This is a genomic window from Peribacillus sp. TH16, from assembly GCF_016651095.1.
GTDB lineage: Bacteria > Bacillota > Bacilli > Bacillales > DSM-1321 > Peribacillus > Peribacillus butanolivorans.
In genome coordinates, this window is record NZ_JAEKEM010000009.1 from 21,294 (window position 1) to 40,925 (window position 19,632).

The window sequence follows — 19,632 nt, forward strand, 5'->3', positions numbered from 1 at the left end:
AGTTTCTTAGGCCTCCTTTTCGTAATAATGCATAAAGATCTCCTCAAGGTCCGGCTCTTCGATCCATAGATTCGCGATTTCAATTTCCGCGATTCTTTTCATCACTGTATTGATATTACCTCTAAATAAAAAGCTGATTACGTTATTGTTAACCTCTAATTTATTGACCCCTCCGATTTGGAAATAATTCTTATCTAGGGCAGATTTCGTCTCAATTTTAAACTTTTTATAGTTGTTCTCCTGTAACGTACTAATCTTTTCTACCGTTACGATTTTACCTTCTTTAATGATGGCAACTCGATTACATAATCTTTGAACCTCGCTGAGGATGTGCGACGAAAATAGAATCGTAGCACCTTTTTTATTCTCTTCCTCTAATAGTTCAAAAAATTTTTGCTGCATTAATGGGTCAAGCCCGCTCGTGGGTTCATCCAAAATAATAAGTTTAGGTTCATGGAGAAGCCCTTGAACAATCCCGACCTTTTTCTTGTTTCCTAAAGAAAGGTCATCAATTTTTTTATTGAGATCCAAGTCCATTATTTTTGCTAAATCTTTGATTCTCTTACTACAATCCTTTTTATAAAAACTGGCTGAGTAATTTAAAAGTTCCTTTACTTTCATATTGTCATAGTAAAAAACTTCTGATGGTAAATAGCCAATTTCCTTTTTTATTTCTGGAGCAAAACGAATACAGTCTTTCCCAAAAATAGTGGCGCTGCCGCTCGTTGGGTAAATGAGCGATAATAATGTGCGAATCGTTGTCGACTTCCCGGCACCATTCGGTCCTATAAACCCGAAAATTTCACCCTGTTCAACATTAAAACTAATATCGGATATTCCTCTTGATTTGCCGTAAGTTTTGGTTAGATTTTTAATTTCTATTACGTTCATTTATTATTCCTCCCTTTTTTCTCATCGGTATGCGGAATTACCAATTTTAGAAATGATGGATCACTACCTTATTCGTACAAAGAATCCCTTAGTATTTCCAAGTATTCTTCCATTTCTGCTATTGTCTTATCGCTAGCGATTTGCTCCAGGGATAGGGACGATACTTTTTCTTGCATTTGATACGCAAACCCTTCTAATGTCCAATTAATAATGTTGATCGCCTTTTTAATATCAATCCCTTTTTTAAATTTAGAAAGATCAATATCGGAAAATAATTTATTAAAGGAACTTTCGAACAATTCCTTCCCCCTGCTGTTTATATCAATTTTAACTGCAGGGGAGGAGTCTTTATAGATCGACTTAACGAAATTTAACATTTCAGGGTAAATTTGATATATTTCAATTTTCAGTAATGCGATTTGCCGATAGCGGACAAAAATGTCTTTTTCTTCCCAATTTATTTTTTCCATAATTTTATCCATTAGAATATCGATCATATGTTCATACAAGAATAAATATAATTGCTTTTTATTTTGAAAATAATGAAATAATAACCCCTTTGATATTCCTGCTTCCTTGACGATTTCATTGGTGGATGCATTGTCATATCCCTTCTGGGCAAATTCCTTTATCGCAGCATTTATTATACGGTCTTGTTTTTCTTTATCCATGTTCAAAAATTTTGAAAACATAGGGGCAGCCCTCTTTTCTTTCATTCTAAATTTACGGTTGACCACATCAGTCAATCAAATTGTACTATCGTTGACCTATCTGGTCAATATTGTTCAAGCTATATTTTTTACAAAAAAATGAAATTGTTGCATTTGTAACTTTTGAATAATGTTTGCTCAAATTAATACTATTAACCTTTATAAACGAAAAAAGAAAGAGCGTGTTTTGAAAAAGATTTTAATCAAAAACACGCTCTTAATATATTCATTTGAATCATTCTTTTATTAAAAATTTTGATGATTTCTGTGATCCTTCCCCCGTTAAAGCGCCCGTTAATTGAGTAAGCGTTCAGAATTTCAATAAAATGCGAGACCAATTGTGTATCCAATATAAGCTAGGATAACACCAAAGGTGGTTACTGTATTTATATATAGTGCGACTGTAATTAATAAAAAATATGATTTTAGAAATTCTTATCTATAGAGACCCATGATTAGTAATTGGGTACAGGTTCCCATTTAAGGCAAATGAAACTCTACCTGTTTCCTCAGATACTACCAGTACAAGAGCATCACTTCGTTCAGTTAAACCTAAAGCAGCACGATGGCGTGTTCCAAGTTTTTTACCCCCTGATGATCTGTCTGAAAGTGGAAGGACATTTGCTGCGGAATCAATATGATTAAGAGTAACCAGTACAGCACCATCATGTAGTGGATTTCCAGGGAAAAAAATTGATTCCAATAAAGAATGGGTTAATTCTGCTCCAATTGAAATTCCTGGTTGAATCAAAGACTCAAGAGAATCTTCCCGTTGAATCACAATTAAGCCACCATGTCTCAGATTCGACATATTTTGTACACAAATTGATAATTCGGGATATTTGTCCGTAAACGGAGACAAATAACAGTTTAAATAAAAAGTTGCAGCTTTCATGTCAATGTAGACAAAATTTTCTTTGATTTTTTCAAAATTTCCAAGAAGACAATAGTTTTCATTATCCATTGCTTCTAAGTTATTCTGTAATTCAGTTATTACTTGGCGAATATCCTCTTTTAATATTTGTTTCATTGGTGAAAAATCGCAATTACCATTATTCACAGACACGCACCTCCCTTCTATTTTTTCACTTTCTTTTTTGCGATTATCATCATTGAACGCAAAAAGTTCAATCTAGATTTTTATTTATTTATATCGGTTTACATCTTGTTCAATCTAGATTTATTAATGTACTTAAAGTTTGTCTTCAAGAGAGTTATTATTCATTAATGAAAGCAAAACGAGTTTTCCATTTCTTCATTCATCTTTTTACATCAATCAGGAATGACTTTACATTTTATTATGTCATAAGGGCAAGGTAAGACAATAAATATGTTAAAGACCAATTGGAAGATATTATATATATGAGGTGGTATAAAATGCCTTACGTAACTGTATTTGACCAAGGAACTTTTGAAGTTGAAATGGGTAAAAAGTTAGTATTAGCTCTAGAAGATAACGACATTAATATTCTCCATCGATGTGGAGGGAAAGCAAAATGTACGACTTGCAGAGTAGAAATATTGGCAGGTGATTTTTTTGAGGTAACACATAAAGAAAAAAAGGCTTTTGAGGAAAAAGGAATGGAAGATCATTTGCGTTTATCCTGTCAAATTTTCGTCAATGGAGACATAACCATTCGACCGATCATGACTGCAGAAAACTCTCGAATAGACGCTGGACCAAGGCCAGCTGACTAAATTTGAACAATATTTTATTCAGTGACCCATTCTAACATCATAACATCAAAATGTAAGCTGCAGCCGATTCGTGATCAGTAGCAGCTGGAAGATATGAAATAGAGGCTGAAGCACCATTAATTAAACAATACTCAGGACTATCGGCAGTTAAATAAGGGGTGAAAGTTCTGCTGTCGTTCCGGGGATAGAATGGATAATAATCTTATATTCTTAAATACTTTTCAAACAAAAAAGAGGTTCAAATGAAAACATTACACCCTTTCAAGAGGTATATGAGGTAAAGGAGGTAATTGTATTCTAACCGGGTCTCCGGGGTGAACCTCACCACTTTCCATAACTATGCTCATTATTCCTGCTTTCCGTATCAAGTGCCCCTGCTTATCACGTTCTAAAACTGCTTTCATAAGACCTGATTTAAATTGATCTATTTGGACACATGGATTTCGTAAGCCTGTTACTTTAATAACTGCTGTTTCCCCAATATATAGAATCGTATCCCTCGGTAAACCAAGCAGATCGATACCTTGTGTGGTGATATTTTCACCCATTTGTCCAGCTGTAACATTAAAGCTATCTTTCAACTCATCTAATAATTCTGAGTGGATTAGATGAACTTGTCGCAGGTTAGGTTGATTTGGGTTACTTGCTACACGTGAACGATGCTTAACTGTTTTACCTAAATGGGCATCTCCTTCGACTCCCAAACCTTTCAAAAGTTTTATACTACTGCAATTATCCTTACTAAATGTGTGTTTATCACTTTTACTTACAGCTAGTACTATTCCACTAGCCGAGCCAATTTTTTCGTAATTCATTTTAATTCAACTCCTTATAATACTTATATTTGACATATTTATTAAAGTATCCTTCCCTGTTATTTGAAGATTAAGGGAAAATAGTATCTAGATCACATAATGGCACTTATCCGCAATGAAAAAAGGATTTTCGGTTGGAAGATCCTTTAACAATCAAAAATAGCAAGGTTTGATCTGAATAATCTTGAAACTAACTGGTATGACCGTACCCTAAACCACTTTCATCATTTTCTGATCCATTAATAAAAAAAACAATATCTCTTTGGATGAAGCAACTTGCCAAAAGGCTTTAAAAATTTTTTTCAACTAGACGAAATTTATTCGGAGTCATGCCAAATGCAGTTTTAAACTTTTCGATAAAATAGCTAGTACTTGAAAAACCTACTTCTAAAGAGATTTCTGTAATAGAACTTGTTGTTCGAACTAAAAGCTCTTTACTTCTATCTAAGCGGTAAGACAATAAATACTGAAAAGGTGTTCGGCCCAGATGCTTTTTAAAAAGACGATTGGTTTCAGCTCTACTTAAATAAGCAACATTTGCGACATCATCTAGTGTGATTTTACTTCCATAATGATGATGCATATATCGTAATATTTCTTTTACTCTTGGATCGTAAACTACTTTTTTCTGCCCATGATTAGGTACGATGTTCGTGACCAGACGCTCAATACAGAAAAGGTACTGTTGTGTAATCACTAATTCACATCCAAATGATTTGTTCTCATACGCGACAAATCCTTTTTTGATTGTTTCCATAATGTCATTTTGCCAATTGATACTAGGTGAAAAAGGGATAAAAGGAACTTTTTCATTTTGAATAAGGAACCCTATATACTTCTTTTCAATATACGAACTGGCTATATGCACACCTACATTCCAACAAATATAACGTCCCTCACATGAATCGGCATGTGCTTCATGGATTACTCCTGAATTAATAAAAATCCCTTCTCCTTCATTTAAATTAATTTCTTCACCATGAATTTGAAAGCATACATGACCACCTGTTACAACGACAAACTGTAGCTCCTCATGCCAATGAAGTGGAATATAGCCAACAATATTTTTCCGAATATTAGTATGATAGAAAATGACTGGCCATTGTGGATCTTTGTATCGTACAAGTTCTTGGTACTGTGAATTAATAGAAATGTTGTAGATTTGCACTTAATCACCTCAATATTCTTATATTTTTAGAGATTAATTCGCTATTTATAGATCTTAATATTCTATATATTGATTATATCTTAATATTGATAGGTGATTATATGAATAAACAAAATCGTTTAATAGGAATTTTCTATGTCATTTTTGGCGCTAGTTTTTGGGGAGTTGGTGGGACAGTCGCGCAGCATCTTTTTCAATCTGGTAATATCGATGTGGATTGGTTTGTGACAACACGACTCTTAATTGGGGGGATTCTCTTACTTAGTAGCCAATTAGTGAGCAGTAATCGTAAGCATCTTTTTCAAATTTGGAGGGAGCCGACCAGTCGGAATCGGTTAATCACCTTCAGTCTGTTCGGCATGTTACTTGTTCAATATTCTTACATGGTTTCCATCGCTCTCGGCAATGCTGCAGTAGCTACATTACTACAATACTTAGCACCGATTTTTATTATTTTTTATTTCATTGTAAAGGGGATTCAAAAATTAACAGGTTCCGATCTTTTGGCCATTAGTTTGACACTCCTTGGTACTTTTTTATTATTAACCAATGGATCATTTAATAATTTATCTGTACCCTTATCAGCTGTTATTTGGGGCGTAATTTCAGGACTATCATTAGCTTTTTACACACTCTATGCACGTTCGTTATTGGAGTCCTTTTCATCCGTTATTGTTGTTGGTTGGGCTATGTTACTTGCCGGAATTATTATGAATTTTGTACATCCTATTTGGGCAATCGAAGCTACAAATTGGTCCGCTTCCATTTATATCGCGTTAGGGTTTACAATCCTCTTTGGCACAGCACTCGCTTTTTGGATGTTTATCAAAAGCTTAGAATACTTAACGGCGAAGGAAACGACTTTACTTGGCACAGTTGAGCCATTAACAGCTGTTGTCAGTAGTATTCTTTGGTTGCAGTTACCATTTGGATTTTTGCAGATTGTTGGTGGACTCCTTATTTTAATATTAGTTGTTTATCTATCTCTACAAAATAAGAAAAAATAGAAAAATCCCCTCCAAGTAATAGTGTAATATCCATGTATATACATGGATGTTACACTGTCTACTTAAAGAAGATAATACCAACAGGGAGCCCTTATTTATGTCTACTCTATAGAATCTATTTCAAGTTCTGAAGAGACTTTCCATTCACATAATCAGTATTATCGAAAGTCAATGTTGTCGCTAGTTTGGATTCGACTTTTGTATAGCTGGCGAAATTTGATGAAAGAGATAATTCTCCAAGGTAAGATATATCCTAGTGCTACAGTCATAAATAGTGATGCTTCTGTTTCTGGACCTAGCCATTTTAAATAATCACGAAGCAAAAACCGGAAAATAAGTACGATGAGAAAGGTAATGATAAAGCTTTTGCTTTTTACAGCATAAATATGCTGATCAGATCGGAGTTCATAGTTAGTGGTCCAAATAAGTGGAATTGACAAAAGGAACCCAAAGATACCTGCACAAACCCATTCCCAACCAGCGACATGTGCTGTTGGATTTAAAATGACGAGAATAAAGGGTAATAACAAAAATAGTATGGGTAAGAGAATGCGGGTCCCGTTTCCCTTAATAGGACGATACATTGCTCTGGTTCTACGCCATAAGACCAATACAGCAATTATGATCACAATAGAATAAAACGAGGAAGAGTCCATAAATTCACCTCTATACATAGTGTATTTCAATTATATGGGAAATATAGATGGTTTAGTAGTGGTATTTGTAGAAATAAGCAGCCGTTACTTAAGACGGCTGCCCAGTTTGTAGACAAAAGAATACCTCTTATCGTCCGTCGTTAACTAAAATATTACGTTTTCTTTTCATACAGCTGGTAAAAAAATAGGCTATCAACACAGATGAAAAAGTAATTTTATATACGAAATTTTCAGAGGGTAGCCATGAATAGTCTATCAACAGCTATTTTCTTAGGAAACAAGTGGAACTTATGGAACGAACCATACAGCATCAACTACATCTAGTACTTAAATATCAATAAATTCCATTAATGTTTAGAATACACTTCACCTACAAAAGCAATGGAATACCAAAAAAGGCATAGGGTGTATTTTCCTAATATTCGTGATGAGCTAATAATAGGAACGTAATGAGAAAAGCATTACGTTTCTGATTCAAACATACGGCGGCTTACTCAACGATATTATTAAAAGATATTTACATGGTAATCATCAAGATTATGAAGAATGTTTAGATGATGTATTATTAGAAGTTGGGTTTCATACCGATTCATTCGATCCAAAAAAAGTACGTTAAACAATGGATGGCAGCCTTGTTAAATATCGAACGATTGATTTCAGTGAAAAGATGGTACTCATTTTTTTCCAGACATAGAACCCCGTCAAATTACCGGGGCTCTTTTTTATAAATAAAGCTTTATGATTTCTTCTTATCCCACTCCAGCAGCCGTTCCGCCAATTTCTTCGGGGTGTTTCGAAAGGCATCATTTGTACTTCCAGCCATATGAGATGTGATTGTCACATTGTCGAGTTGCAGGAATGGACTGTTGTTCCCCAATGGCTCATGGTCAAAGGTGTCGATAGCTGCTCCTGCAATTTCATTATTTTGCAACGCTTGAATGAGATCGTCTTCCTTAATGAGGCCGGACCTCGCTGTATTAACGATTATAGCCGTGTCCTTCATTTGTTGGAAGTGCTGGTAACGGATCATATCTTTTGTCTCTTCTGTTAATCGTCCATGCATCGAAACGACGTCGGACTGTGCAAGTAATGTGTTAAGGTCAACTTGTTCGAAGTCGTTTTGACCTTTATAATACGGGTCATAGTATATGATTCGTGCATCGAATCCGTTTAAGAAACGTCCAACGAGTTGACCGATGTTCCCAAATCCAATTAGACCGATCGTTCTTTCTTCGAGTTCTGGCACGAACGCTCCGTTAGGAAAGTCCTTGCGCCATTTGCCTTGTTTTAAAGAGGCGTGAGAACGAGCTATGTTACGAATTTCTGATAGAATTAAACCGACTGTAAATTCAGCTACACTACGGGCGTTGCGCCCAGGAGTATTGATGACTTCAATGTTTCTGTCTTTCGCCAGAGCCTCATTGACATTCTCCGTACCACCACGCAGGACACCTATCAACTTCAAGTTGCTAGCAGCAAGGATTAATTTAGTATTTATAGGGGCAAATTGCGTAATGACGATATCAAATGTCTCGATGTCCTCAAACAAAGTGTCGGGTAACTCCACGACTTCGCTCCCTCCATTTTCGATAGTTAAATTGTCTTTTTGCAGCTGTTCTAAATTCTCATGTATCCACTCGCGGACAGTTACTTCTATTCCAGCTTCAACTAATTTTTTCAAGCCCTGTACCATCATATCTTTTGTAATAAATAAATCAGCAATCGCTAAGCATCTCACCGTTGAACACTCCTTATCATCATTTTTCTTTACTTTTAGCGCATTAACATGCCGCCTGTGGCGTCTAGCGTCGCTCCCGTAATGTAGTTTGCTTTTTCGGAAACTAGGAAGATAGCAATGTCAGCGATTTCTTTCGCTGTAGCAACTCGCCCAAGTGGAATACGATTGACGTAATAGTCTTCATTCTTCTCAAGTGATTCTCTGATCATGTCGGTCTCAACAATACCTAATGCAAGGTTATTGACATTTATACCATTCTTCGCTATTTCACGAGCGAGCGAAATCGTAAACCCGACCATCCCCGCCTTGCTTGCAGCGTAATGAGCGTGTCCAGTCGTCGATCCATGAAACGCAGCTTGCGACGTGATGTTTAAGATTTTGCCACGTTTGTTTCGTTCAAGGCAATGATTGGCAAATGTTTGACACGTCAGAAAAACGCTAGTCAAATTGATTTCGATCGTTTCATTCCATTCCGCTAAGCTCATATCCTTCACATAGCTCGTTGGCCACACCCCAGCATTATTGATGAGCAAATCCACTTCACCAAAATGCTCGATGCTCTTATGAATTAGCTCAACAGCTGCATCAGCATTGGCTAAGTTTACTTGAAAGGAGACTGCTTTGCAGCCAAGCGACTTAATCTCCTCAACCACTTCTTGTGCTTTTTTTTGATTGCCCTGGTACGTTAAGACGATGTTAGCACCTTCATGCGCTAAGGAGAGGGCGGTTTCACGACCTACCCCTCGTGAGCCACCCGTGATGATTGCAGTTTTTCCTTGAATACCTAAGTCCATAGCATTATATACCTACCTTCCACATTTTTTCCATATGCTCCAGAGTTTCTTTATACCTATTGTACTTTTCAGCATACACTTTTGCTTTATCCAGATTCGGTTTAATAATACGGTCGACATTCACCATTTTAATAGCCGCTTCTTTAATTGAACCATATTGTCCATTCATAACAGCGGCACACATTACGGTTCCAAGCGTACCGTGTTCTTTTACTTCAACAATTTCAAGGGGGATCTGCAAGGAATCAGCGAACATTTGAAGCCATACATCTGATTTTGTTACTCCCCCGGCAATGCGAGAGGAGACTGGTTTATCACCATATTTAAGCAATCGCTCAATATGATACATATGGCCGAACACGATTCCTTCGTATACGGCACGAACGAAATGCTCCTGCTTATGCCAACTATTCATGCCAATAAAACAAGAAGTGGCATTTGGTACCGTGTTCGACCCGAATAAAAAAGGGAAAAAGAGCAAATTACTGTCCTCCGGTCCTGTTGAAGCCACCAATTCATTGCAAAGATCGTACACGGACCTCCCTTGATTCTCATACTCAAACTTTTCTCCAACCATGAACTTATCAATAAACCATTCAAGATTGCTCGCTGATGTTGGACTCGCTTCAGTTGTGAGCCAGTAATCAGGCAAACAGTAAATTGACGTCATGAACAAATCTTTATCAATGACTGGCTTTTTTGTGATGTACTCATTAATGCTCCATGTTCCAGCGACGATACATAGCTTATTTTCTTCCACAAGACCGGATGCAATGGCTGACGCGGCAATATCAAAAAGCCCTCCAGCAAGGGGAGTTCCTTCTTTTAGCCCAGTCGCTTCCGCAGCTTCTTTTGTGATGTATCCGCACACATCAGTAGATTGTTTAAGTGGGGGAAGCTTAGTCAAAATCTTTTGTAACCCGAAGAAGTCAAGTAATTCCTCATCAAAACATTGATCTCTCACATTCAATAAGCTCGTGCCAGAAATATCGGTCAACTCCAAGTATGCTTCTCCTGTCAATTTAAAGCGCAGAAAATCCTTAACCATGAATATATAATCAGACTGATCAATTACTTCTTGCTCATGGACTTGCAACCAAGCTAGCAATGCTACTGGCTGACCCGCCCAAACAGATTGCATAGTCTTAGGAAGTACTTCAGTCTCGAAGCGAGGATCTGCATACCATTCATCTATATACTTCTTCGCCCGATTATCAGTAGAGATGATTCCGTTATAAGGAGACCCTCCGTCTTTTGTCGCTAAATAAAGACCGTTACCGTGACCGGTAATGGATATACCAACAATTTGCCCTGCATCTATCGCCGATTTCCTCAACACTTCTTTAATTACCTTGACGTTTGCTTCCCATAGCTCATCGATATCCCGTTCCGTATGAAATGGCTTTGGCATTATCATTTTTGTCTTTTGCGAGGCAATCTCCACTTCTTTTCCAGACAGTGTGTATAAGGCTGCTTTTGTGACTGTGCCACCATTATCAATTCCCAGTAAATAATTCTCCATTATCGTTCCTCCCTATGCAAAGAATGACGCGATTTTAATCAGTAACCATCCAAGCGGAGTCGAAGCTCCACCGACTAAGTTAGCGAGTTCAGTAGTGTTGCTAATATTGTCTGGTAATGCGACATTAGCCAATTTTGCAGCTTCTGTAAATGCGCCCGAGATATCCGTCCCAATGTAGAGAACCATAGTCATGATGACGATTCCAGTAATATAAAGGCGGACCATATTATGTTTAAGGAATGGTGAACACATCGCAAATAGAAATGAAAGCGATGCCAAATCCGTGAATGGCAATAAACGATTACCTGGAAGGATTACTGCGAGCACAAGCGCAGTTGGTATCATTAAAAGTCCAGTTGCCAGAACTGCCGGATGGGCAATGAGTAGCGCTGTATCCATAGCGATGTAAAATTCACGGTTTGGAAACCTTCTCTTCAAGAAAGCTTCCGCTGCTTCCCGTATGATTGATAAACCTTCTACAAGGACGTCAACCATTTTAGGTAAAAGTACCATGACCGCACCAACGGTCACCCCTAGCGTCATAACTGATCCAATGTCAAAGCCAGCAAGAATCCCAAGCAAGACGCCGATAATCGCTCCTAGTGTTAATGGTTCGCCGAACACACCGAATTTCTTTGTAATTGATTCAGGGTCCGCCTTCACATCGCGCAACCAGGGTATGCGTTCAATGAACCAGTTGATGGCTATCCCAAACGGAACAAACACGGCGGTCGTCCCATGTGGAAAAGATACACCCTTTAAATTAAAGTCAGACTGAATACGTGGAGCAGTCAAATCACCAATAATCAAGACAATGACAAAGTGAATCAGTGCTGCCAAGGTCGCAATCCATATACTATCTGTCATACTATAAATAAGTGCACCTGTAACCATGAAGACCCAGAAGTTAAATATATCAATATTAACAGTTTTTGTTACTTTCAAGAATAGTAGAATGATATTTAAAAGAATGATCCCCGCTACGGCAAATGGAACGATAGGCGTCCCCCAGCCTATCGCCGCTGCTACAGGCCACCCAGGGTCGATGACTGTCAATTGCAAATCAAATCGGGAAACCATTGCTTCAGCAGCTGGTCCCATGCTTTCAAGAAGAAGTGTGATAATTAAGCTAATACCGACAAATCCAATACCTACAAGCATGGCTGCTTTAAAGGCACGGCCAATTGTCACTCGAAAACAGAGCGCCATGATAAAAAAAATTATCGGCATCATCACCGACGGACCTAAATTGATCACCCAATTAATCATTTCCATGCAAACTCCCCCTTTTTCCTTCTTTTTAAAACAAAAAAACCACAAAGAACGACAGCTTAAACTCTGTCAACTTTGTGGGGACTCTCCATGGTCTCATACCCATTCTTGCTATTTTGTTGTATTTGTTTACCAAAGTTCTTTTTGACTCGTCGTCACAGCTGAAAATCCAGCGCGAAAGACGGTTTCAATCTTTACTTTTGAATCAAGGAAACCACCCGCAAGTAAATGAGTGTTTGGTATTATTGACTGAATTTGGTTAACGTAATGAATCGCGAAAGGACCCGGTAAAACCTCAACTCCATCAAAGTTAATATTCTCCAAAGATTTCAAAGCTTGTTCAAGAGAACGAGAATCAAGTAGGAACACGCGGTAAATTGCCAGTAAATCAAGCTTCATAGCTGTGTTTAATACACGTTGGTTCGGTGAAATGACCCCATCAACCTTGAACATTTCCTTTAACCACTTAACACCCTTTGCATCCTTCGTTAATCCTTCAATCAAATCTAAGTGTACTAACACTTTCTTACCTGCTTGATGACACCGTTTCGTCAATTCCTTTAAATTGCCGATATGTGCTTCTGATAACAATACGTACTCCGACTTACTTGAGAGCGCACTGTCCAAATCTTTTAATTGTCTTGTTGATGGAATAACTGTCTTATCTGAAAACATCTCGACCACCCTTTTAATATAGCGCTTACAACCTTCAATTGTAAAATGTTCCTAAAAAAGTGTCAAGTCATGTTCTTACACATTGTATGTGCTGCATGGTTTCAGTATGCTCTGTATGTTTCATACGCCTCTTCTGCTGTACCTTTCCCGTGAATGATTACATTCAGCGCGGCTACCACACCCGCTGGCTTTTCATTTTGCGTAATATTGCGACCAACGGCTACCCCTTTTGCACCAACATCCATGCAGTGTTTTACGAATTTGAAATAATCTAGTATATGTTCGGTTTTTGGTCCTCCCAAGGCAAGAACAGGCCTTTGAGCCATCTTTACGATTTCTGAATCTCCTGCTTCCCCTGAAAAACGTGTCTTGATAATATCAGCTCCAAGCTCTGTACCAAGACGTGCCCCAGTGGCTATCACTCCCGGATTATTGGAATCCTCATTCGTAACAGCGTATCCGTAAGGCAATGTCTCACACATAAATGGCATGTTCCATTTATCGGCATCACGAGCTAGGTTCCAGGCAATTTGATGTGAGGCTGCTTCGTTAGCTGCACCAGGAAACGTCATTGAAATAATGCCGTCTGCACCAAGCTTCAGTGCATCCTCAACGACTATCAAACCAGTTGTATTTGGTACACTTGAATCGAACACTCCCGTCGATAAATCAGCACGAACGAGCATGCCCACATCTGCAAATGAATTGGCGTAAGTCTTTGCCATACCATACGTGACAAGTACTGCATCAAGGCCATTTTCAATCATCTTTGGCAATTCGGCAATTGTGTCATCAATTCCCCTGGTATTCGTCGAGAAATAATAACCATCAAGAGCCAATGTGATTGACTTCCCATCTTCTGCAAATATGTTTGCCATTCTCCTTGTTTTTGGCATGTAATCTCCCCATTTCTATAAAGTAAACGAACAAAAATCCCCACAAAGAATCGACAGCTATCTGTCAACTTTTGTGGGGATTCACTTAGTCACATACCCAATTAGTATTGCTATTTTGTTGTCCGTTTTATGTTACCTTAATCATATGGGAACTTAAGTCTTCTGTCAAGGATATTTCTGAATCCGTTTTCATTTGTATATAATTTACTTTTTTTCCATAACCGCAAAGTAATTTTCTTCATTATCAGCAAAGTTAAATACTCTACCAAATGGCATACTTACAAGTTCTCCGACTGTGATATTTTTATCCGAAAAGTCTTTATATAATTTATCGAGATTTTCCGAGTAAAACATTAACGACGGTGTATTAAGATTTAATTCAGGCTGCATTTTTGCAATTAATTCTTTATTGTGGAGAATGATACTCGTTTCTGCTTCCTTTGTTGGAGCAATTTCAATCCATCTCATTTGGCCGTTATCTTCTTCAGAAACTACGGTAAACCCTACTTTTTCTGTCCAAAATTTCAATGTCTCATCTTGGTTATTTACATATAACATAATTTGACCGACTTTATTAATCATTTGCTTATCTCCATTTCTACTAGTTAGGTTAATATTGATATTTTTTTCGTTTGAGCATTATACTTTTGTTTTTATGCATATAACTACTTAATGATTATACCAAATGTAAGATTTAAGCCAAGTTTTGCTATGCTTCACTTTTAATTCCGTATTTGATGAACAAATAAAGTTAAGTACCTACATTTTTTGTTATATAAATCTGCCCAATTAGTAGCATAAGAAATGCACCTGTTTCTAGCCTGCCCCATATAGAAGTATTTGATAATTTACTTTCACTTCTAGATTATGATTTTCTTCTGCTTGAACAATTTATGAAAAAGTATGAATAACAGAACAAAAAGAAGTATTCTTATTAAATTTTGTTATGTGACTAAACTGTCCCGTTACTTGAATAAGAATTTATAATCAACAGAATTTGAATGAAATTATTTTTTCTTTTTCAATCTGCCTTCAGCTTTCTTTATATTCTCAGCAACTCTAAATTTAACTATCTCGCTTATTAATTCATACGGCATCGGCTTTTCTAGAGGAAACTGAACTGCCCCTTTTGAACTTTTATATTCCGAAAATTCATGTTCAAAAGCAGCGATTCCGCTAGAAGTTGGATAAAATCCTATATGTTTTTTATAGGCAGCGAAATGTACCAGATTCCCATGTAAAACAAAGGTAGGCATTTGATAACTTATCTTTTCTTCTGCATCTGGTGCTGATTCTTTTATAACTTTTCTTAACCTTTTAAGTTTTTCCTGAACCTCATGAGGAAATTGTAAAATGTATTCATCAATTGATTTAAACGTATAGGATCCCTCCATGATTTCTCCTCTCATTAAACCAAACCCTTAGAATTTCATTTACATATATTATAACGTTTTCTTACTTAAATTTCCTTCCCATTTAGCTCAACAAAATAAAAGGCTACCGCAGCAACCTCATTATTAAACTCAAGCACTCATTAGTTGAACAAGTCACTTCTCTTAAAATGCATATAATAGACGGACTGTGCAGTAATTAATCAATTTGTAATAGCGTTAAGGTCATTTCACCAACTCCTATACTGATATTTTTAAATACCAATTAAGTGCATTTTTATAAAGAACTCTTTTAGCTTCTTCTTCCTCAAGTATATTATTTATCAGCTCTATATCTGAATATCAAAAAGGCCTATTAGCCCTTGTTGAGGGTAAATCTGTTCCGAACATCAATGCATCTGGGTTTGTAGAGTATATAGTCCGAATTGCTTCTTCATCATCAAAATCAATTCTTCCGAAACCAGTTGCTTTTACTCTTACACCTTTATCAACTAAAGATAAAAGGTTCGTAAAACCGCTTTTTGATAAACCAAGATGATCTATCGAAACCGAAGGAAGCTTTTCTACTATCGTTGTTATCTCTGTTAAAGAGTTAGAATCAATGTATAGCTCTGTATGCCAATTTACTAATTCATAAACTCTTCTCGCTAAGTAATCTAAACGTGATATATCCTCGGAACCTCCACGATTTACATTGAATCAAATGGCTTTCACACCAAGTTCCTTAAGTTTAATGATTTCATCATCTGATGTATTGTATGGCAATTGAGTTACACCAACAAAGTTTTCACCAAGGGTTTGTAACGCATCAATTAAATATGATTGGTCATATCCTTGAAAAGAGCCTGAGACAACGGCACCGCCCAATAAATTTATGTTACTTACGGAATGTAGGTAATCGGCACAGGTAAAAGCATCAGGCATAAATCCCTGATTTTCAATCAATGGAAATTTCGTATCGATAATATGTAAATGCGAATCAAAAACTTTCATATTTTTTCCTCCAGTCTAATTACCTTTCTACTAAATTTTATATCCTGAATTTCCATAATGAAATTTAATAATATTTATAAATATCGATAGGTTTAATTTATCAGTTGATTAATTAAGTTTGCATTTTGATGTTCAATTAAACCTGCCTCTTTGTCTCCAATAGAAAAGAGCTGCATCAACAGCCCTTTATTAAACCCTTGTTGTTCTAAAAAAGTTTGATTAAAAACATCTAACACTCATGTTTTTCAAGATACAAAAAGAAACCATTTTAATCAAAGTTAGATCAAAATGGTTCTTTTCTTGCTAATTAATATAGATTTCATAAAAAAATTGATCATTTTATTAAAGCTGTTAACAAAGATAATGCGATAGTCAGGAACAGTACTGACTAACAGCTGTTGATTCTTTTTCTACGTTTAAAATGCAATACAGCTCTTCAAGCTTTTGTATTTGATATGTTGGAACAATTTTAGTTTCATTAGGTTCCAGTTTAGGGTTGAGCCAACATGTATCTATAGCAGTTTGCTGTCCGCCTTTAATATCCGCACTTAAGGAGTCTCCGATGATTAATGCTTTTTCCATCGAGAAATTAGGAATTCGCGCAAAGACATAATCGAAATATTCCTTCATGGGCTTTTGAAAACCAGTATCCTCTGAAACGAAAATATCCTTAAATAGCGGAAATAATCCTGAATCACGTAAGCGTTTATACTGGGTCTTGGAAACACCATTAGTAACAATATATAAGTCATATTTATTTTGCAGATCGGCTATCAATTCAAAGGCCCCATTAACAAGCTGATGCCCCTCTTCTAAATAGCTACGATAGTTCTTTTCCATTAATACTCCATCAACTTCTCGACCGTATTCCTTAAATAAACGTGAATGGCGAGTATTCACTACCGTATCACGATCTATTATTCCTTTTTCAAAGGACTTCCAGAGATCTTGGTTTATTTTTTTATATTGTGCTTCGATTTCAGGAGTTAAGTGGATATTTTGATCCTCGAAAAGCAAGCGCAAAGCTAATTTTTCTGCTGCGCCAAAATCCAATAGTGTATCATCTACATCAAATAATAATGTCTGATATTTTTTCACAATTCCTTCTCCATTCCTACGTATGTAATTTACAAAATTGAGCTAGCATATCTGGGACCAAGCAACTTGATGGCCCTCATTATACTGATGAAGACACCTACTCCGGTTAAGACACTGAGCCAGTACCAGGGCTTCATATTTTGCAAAGCAAATATCCTTCAACGATGAGACCAATCATCAGCAAAGGGAAAGATTCCATTCCTAATACAAGTGTCGTTGCAGCCCAAGAGCCTATATTTTCATTCGCTTTACTATTCATTATATTTTGCGAACTGACTAACAAACCTACGATCAGTGCAAATGTTAGTCCTACAATAATAACCTCTACTCCCCAATTTAATGATTCTATTCTAATTCATTCATAAATATTGTGATTGGCTAGGTCACTCAATCCTTCTCGATTTTTAACATGGATGAACTCCTTGTTACGTTCAATCAAACCCTCTGTACAGAGGTGTTGGATAACTCGATTGAGATGTCTATAGCTCGTCCCGATTAAATCCGCTACATCTCTTAAACTATTTGTACTGAGACGGCCTTTAAAATGAGCATCTGATTCATCAAAAGATATGGACAATAAATAACTTGCTAATCGTATTTCTACCGGATACATCAAATTAAAGCTCAAAGAGTTAGATTTAATACAAAATTTTCTTGTAATGGTTTTGAGTAAAAATTGTAGAAACGGTGCATAATCACTTCCGTATTTTCCTAACGAATCATAATGAATTCCAATCATGTTAACAGACGAGACGGCCTCAACCGTATTGATAATATCAATACCTTGTACGTATTCAATATCCCCAACCAATTCAAGTGGTGTCTTAAAAGAAAGAATCAATTTCTTACCTTCCAAAGAGGTGGTATAAATTTTTATTTTCCCCTTCACAAGTATATAGAGATACTGTGATGGCTCTCCTTGTGCACAAATAATCTCTCCCTGATCAAAGCTATACAACGACAACTGGGCTATTAATGGAGCGTTAAATATAGATTCTATTTGATGAGCATGCAAATAGTAATTGAGTTGCTGTCTATCTTCGGTTTGCTTCATGAATCGCTTCCTCCTCTGCCCTCTCATTCATTCCATTTCTGAAAAAGTTCTACTATTTAAGCACTAATATCACAACGCTAGCTACCAACATACCCAATACCGATAAACTGCGGTAGCTTCATCTGCTGCTTGATTTCACCGAGCCAGCCACTAACAATGCCAAAGATCAAACTGAGCTGGGCAAGGAGCACTGCTAAAATAGTGTTATCACGAATCCCAATTAGGTAATCGTTGCAGTTTACCAAGTTCTTATATCTTGAATCATCCGCTAATTAACTACTTCTTGCAAAGAAATAAAGGTACTTCCTAAAAACGCGAAGAAACTTCCTCTCATTTTTCACTCACCCATTTAGATTGCTCTCTATATTAAATGATAGATTCACGTATTTTGGAAAGGACATATGTCCTCAATCTAACAATTACTCGGTTTTTCTTTAGCAGACCTTCTAAGGACTACGCAATCATCGAAAGGTGGTTTACTCTTGCCACGCCTACATGTGCCTTAAAGAATCATGCTTTTAAAGCGAAGAACAAACAATTGAACTAGCTATGTTATTCATGATGCCATTGTTTTTCTATTTTCATCATTCTTGATTTATTACTATTTAAAAAGCCCAAATCGGACCTTTTTAAGTGTCCACCATTTTAGGTGAATTCAACAGTATCTAATAACTCTATATCCCTCTTAATATCATTCCAACTAAACAACTAAAAATATTTCTATATACCATTTATCTTAATTGGTAGTTTAAAATTCGTGCATAAAAAAACACTCATCTATATAATGAGTGTCAGGCTCGCACCGATGTTCGGTGCTTTTTCTTACATCCAAGATCTGTAAATTAGTTTACTTCAATGACTCCACATATGAACGAACCATGTCTGGGGTAACTAATTTACGAGTAGGTATAAACCTTTGATTTGCAAGAACATTGATTTGCATAGTGATTTGATTAATTTGGTCTGTTGTAAAATCCTTTTCAGCTTTACATAATTCAATAGCTCCTTGAATATAATCTTCACGTTGTTGGTCTAAAAGGGAAAATTCAGTAAAAAGTTGATTTTGTTTTTGGGCATGTAAAGAAAGGGCTTTATGTACACTCATTGTCCTTCACTCCTATGATTTTTCTAATAGCTACTTCTATAATAACAAGATAATATAGAAAACTAAAGAATTCAAATTTTCAATTTTCAATAAATCTATTAAATTAAGCTTGGGGAACTCTGACGTACAAAACTAATTAACCTTTAGAT

General features: G+C 36.5%; 20 protein-coding genes and 1 pseudogene. 2 read left to right on the forward strand and 19 right to left on the reverse strand.

The features are described 5' to 3' along the window. Positions 1-6: 6 nt before the first annotated feature. The 3 genes from JFV29_RS14280 to cdaS all read right to left on the reverse strand — a co-directional run bounded on the left by JFV29_RS14280 (position 7) and on the right by cdaS (position 2,661). The gene (locus JFV29_RS14280) at positions 7-891 is read right to left on the reverse strand and encodes an ABC transporter ATP-binding protein (protein WP_201184690.1); all 885 of its coding nucleotides are present in this window, start codon (positions 889-891) and stop codon (positions 7-9) included. Between the two features lie 68 nt (positions 892-959). Further along, positions 960-1,583 (reverse strand): TetR/AcrR family transcriptional regulator, encoded by a 624-nt coding sequence (locus JFV29_RS14285; RefSeq protein ID WP_201184692.1) that lies wholly within the window; start codon positions 1,581-1,583, stop codon positions 960-962. A gap of 457 nt (positions 1,584-2,040) precedes the next feature. Continuing rightward, positions 2,041-2,661, reverse strand: a complete 621-nt coding sequence (gene cdaS, locus JFV29_RS14290) for a sporulation-specific diadenylate cyclase CdaS (protein ID WP_082527466.1) — start codon at positions 2,659-2,661, stop codon at positions 2,041-2,043. Positions 2,662-2,978: 317 nt separating this feature from the next. On the opposite strand from cdaS, the gene JFV29_RS14295 reads away from it, so the two are divergent. Beyond that, positions 2,979-3,299, forward strand: a complete 321-nt coding sequence (locus JFV29_RS14295; RefSeq protein WP_201184694.1) for a 2Fe-2S iron-sulfur cluster-binding protein — start codon at positions 2,979-2,981, stop codon at positions 3,297-3,299. 251 nt (positions 3,300-3,550) lie between these two features. On the opposite strand, the gene JFV29_RS14300 is transcribed toward JFV29_RS14295, so the two are convergent. Both JFV29_RS14300 and JFV29_RS31395 read right to left on the reverse strand, forming a co-directional pair. Further along, positions 3,551-4,114, reverse strand: a complete 564-nt coding sequence (locus JFV29_RS14300) for an MOSC domain-containing protein (protein ID WP_201184695.1) — start codon at positions 4,112-4,114, stop codon at positions 3,551-3,553. A 289-nt stretch (positions 4,115-4,403) separates the two neighbouring features. After that, positions 4,404-5,282, reverse strand: a complete 879-nt coding sequence (locus tag JFV29_RS31395; protein WP_201184697.1) for a helix-turn-helix domain-containing protein — start codon at positions 5,280-5,282, stop codon at positions 4,404-4,406. 101 nt (positions 5,283-5,383) lie between these two features. Here JFV29_RS31395 and JFV29_RS14310 point away from each other — a divergent pair, with 101 nt between their 5' ends. After that, positions 5,384-6,289: a DMT family transporter gene (locus JFV29_RS14310; RefSeq protein ID WP_201184699.1), complete on the forward strand. Its 906-nt coding sequence runs from the start codon at positions 5,384-5,386 to the stop codon at positions 6,287-6,289. A 158-nt stretch (positions 6,290-6,447) separates the two neighbouring features. Here the strand turns inward: JFV29_RS14310 and JFV29_RS14315 are convergent, their stop codons facing one another. The 14 genes and pseudogenes from JFV29_RS14315 to JFV29_RS14375 form a co-directional block, all read right to left on the reverse strand. Further along, positions 6,448-6,945 (reverse strand): CcdC protein domain-containing protein, encoded by a 498-nt coding sequence (locus JFV29_RS14315; protein WP_201184700.1) that lies wholly within the window; start codon positions 6,943-6,945, stop codon positions 6,448-6,450. Positions 6,946-7,681: 736 nt separating this feature from the next. Continuing rightward, complete coding sequence (locus JFV29_RS14320) at positions 7,682-8,683, reverse strand: NAD(P)-dependent oxidoreductase (protein WP_201184703.1); 1,002 nt, start codon at positions 8,681-8,683, stop codon at positions 7,682-7,684. Positions 8,684-8,718: 35 nt separating this feature from the next. Further along, the gene (locus JFV29_RS14325) at positions 8,719-9,477 is read right to left on the reverse strand and encodes an SDR family NAD(P)-dependent oxidoreductase (protein WP_201184705.1); all 759 of its coding nucleotides are present in this window, start codon (positions 9,475-9,477) and stop codon (positions 8,719-8,721) included. Positions 9,478-9,481: 4 nt separating this feature from the next. Further along, positions 9,482-10,999 carry an FGGY-family carbohydrate kinase gene (locus JFV29_RS14330; RefSeq protein ID WP_201184707.1) on the reverse strand — a complete coding sequence of 506 codons (1,518 nt, stop codon included), beginning with the start codon at positions 10,997-10,999 and terminating at the stop codon, positions 9,482-9,484. 12 nt (positions 11,000-11,011) lie between these two features. Next, complete coding sequence (locus tag JFV29_RS14335) at positions 11,012-12,274, reverse strand: PTS galactitol transporter subunit IIC (RefSeq protein WP_201184709.1); 1,263 nt, start codon at positions 12,272-12,274, stop codon at positions 11,012-11,014. 126 nt (positions 12,275-12,400) lie between these two features. After that, positions 12,401-12,946, reverse strand: coding sequence for a glycerol-3-phosphate responsive antiterminator (locus JFV29_RS14340; RefSeq protein ID WP_201184710.1), 546 nt, complete (start codon positions 12,944-12,946; stop codon positions 12,401-12,403). Positions 12,947-13,047: 101 nt separating this feature from the next. Next, positions 13,048-13,842, reverse strand: coding sequence for a class I fructose-bisphosphate aldolase (locus JFV29_RS14345; RefSeq protein WP_201184712.1), 795 nt, complete (start codon positions 13,840-13,842; stop codon positions 13,048-13,050). A gap of 204 nt (positions 13,843-14,046) precedes the next feature. Then, positions 14,047-14,424, reverse strand: a complete 378-nt coding sequence (locus JFV29_RS14350; protein WP_057214524.1) for a VOC family protein — start codon at positions 14,422-14,424, stop codon at positions 14,047-14,049. Positions 14,425-14,849: 425 nt separating this feature from the next. After that, positions 14,850-15,236: an iron chaperone gene (locus JFV29_RS14355; protein ID WP_201184714.1), complete on the reverse strand. Its 387-nt coding sequence runs from the start codon at positions 15,234-15,236 to the stop codon at positions 14,850-14,852. 237 nt (positions 15,237-15,473) lie between these two features. After that, positions 15,474-16,226 (reverse strand): annotated as a pseudogene (locus tag JFV29_RS14360) (amidohydrolase family protein). A gap of 372 nt (positions 16,227-16,598) precedes the next feature. Then, positions 16,599-17,324, reverse strand: a complete 726-nt coding sequence (locus JFV29_RS14365) for a YjjG family noncanonical pyrimidine nucleotidase (RefSeq protein ID WP_201184716.1) — start codon at positions 17,322-17,324, stop codon at positions 16,599-16,601. Between the two features lie 133 nt (positions 17,325-17,457). After that, positions 17,458-17,583: a hypothetical protein gene (locus JFV29_RS31120; protein ID WP_274606965.1), complete on the reverse strand. Its 126-nt coding sequence runs from the start codon at positions 17,581-17,583 to the stop codon at positions 17,458-17,460. Between the two features lie 96 nt (positions 17,584-17,679). Next, positions 17,680-18,378 (reverse strand): Crp/Fnr family transcriptional regulator, encoded by a 699-nt coding sequence (locus JFV29_RS14370; protein ID WP_201184718.1) that lies wholly within the window; start codon positions 18,376-18,378, stop codon positions 17,680-17,682. Positions 18,379-19,225: 847 nt separating this feature from the next. Then, positions 19,226-19,483 (reverse strand): DUF2533 family protein, encoded by a 258-nt coding sequence (locus tag JFV29_RS14375; RefSeq protein ID WP_056522882.1) that lies wholly within the window; start codon positions 19,481-19,483, stop codon positions 19,226-19,228. Between the last annotated feature and the right edge of the window lie 149 nt (positions 19,484-19,632).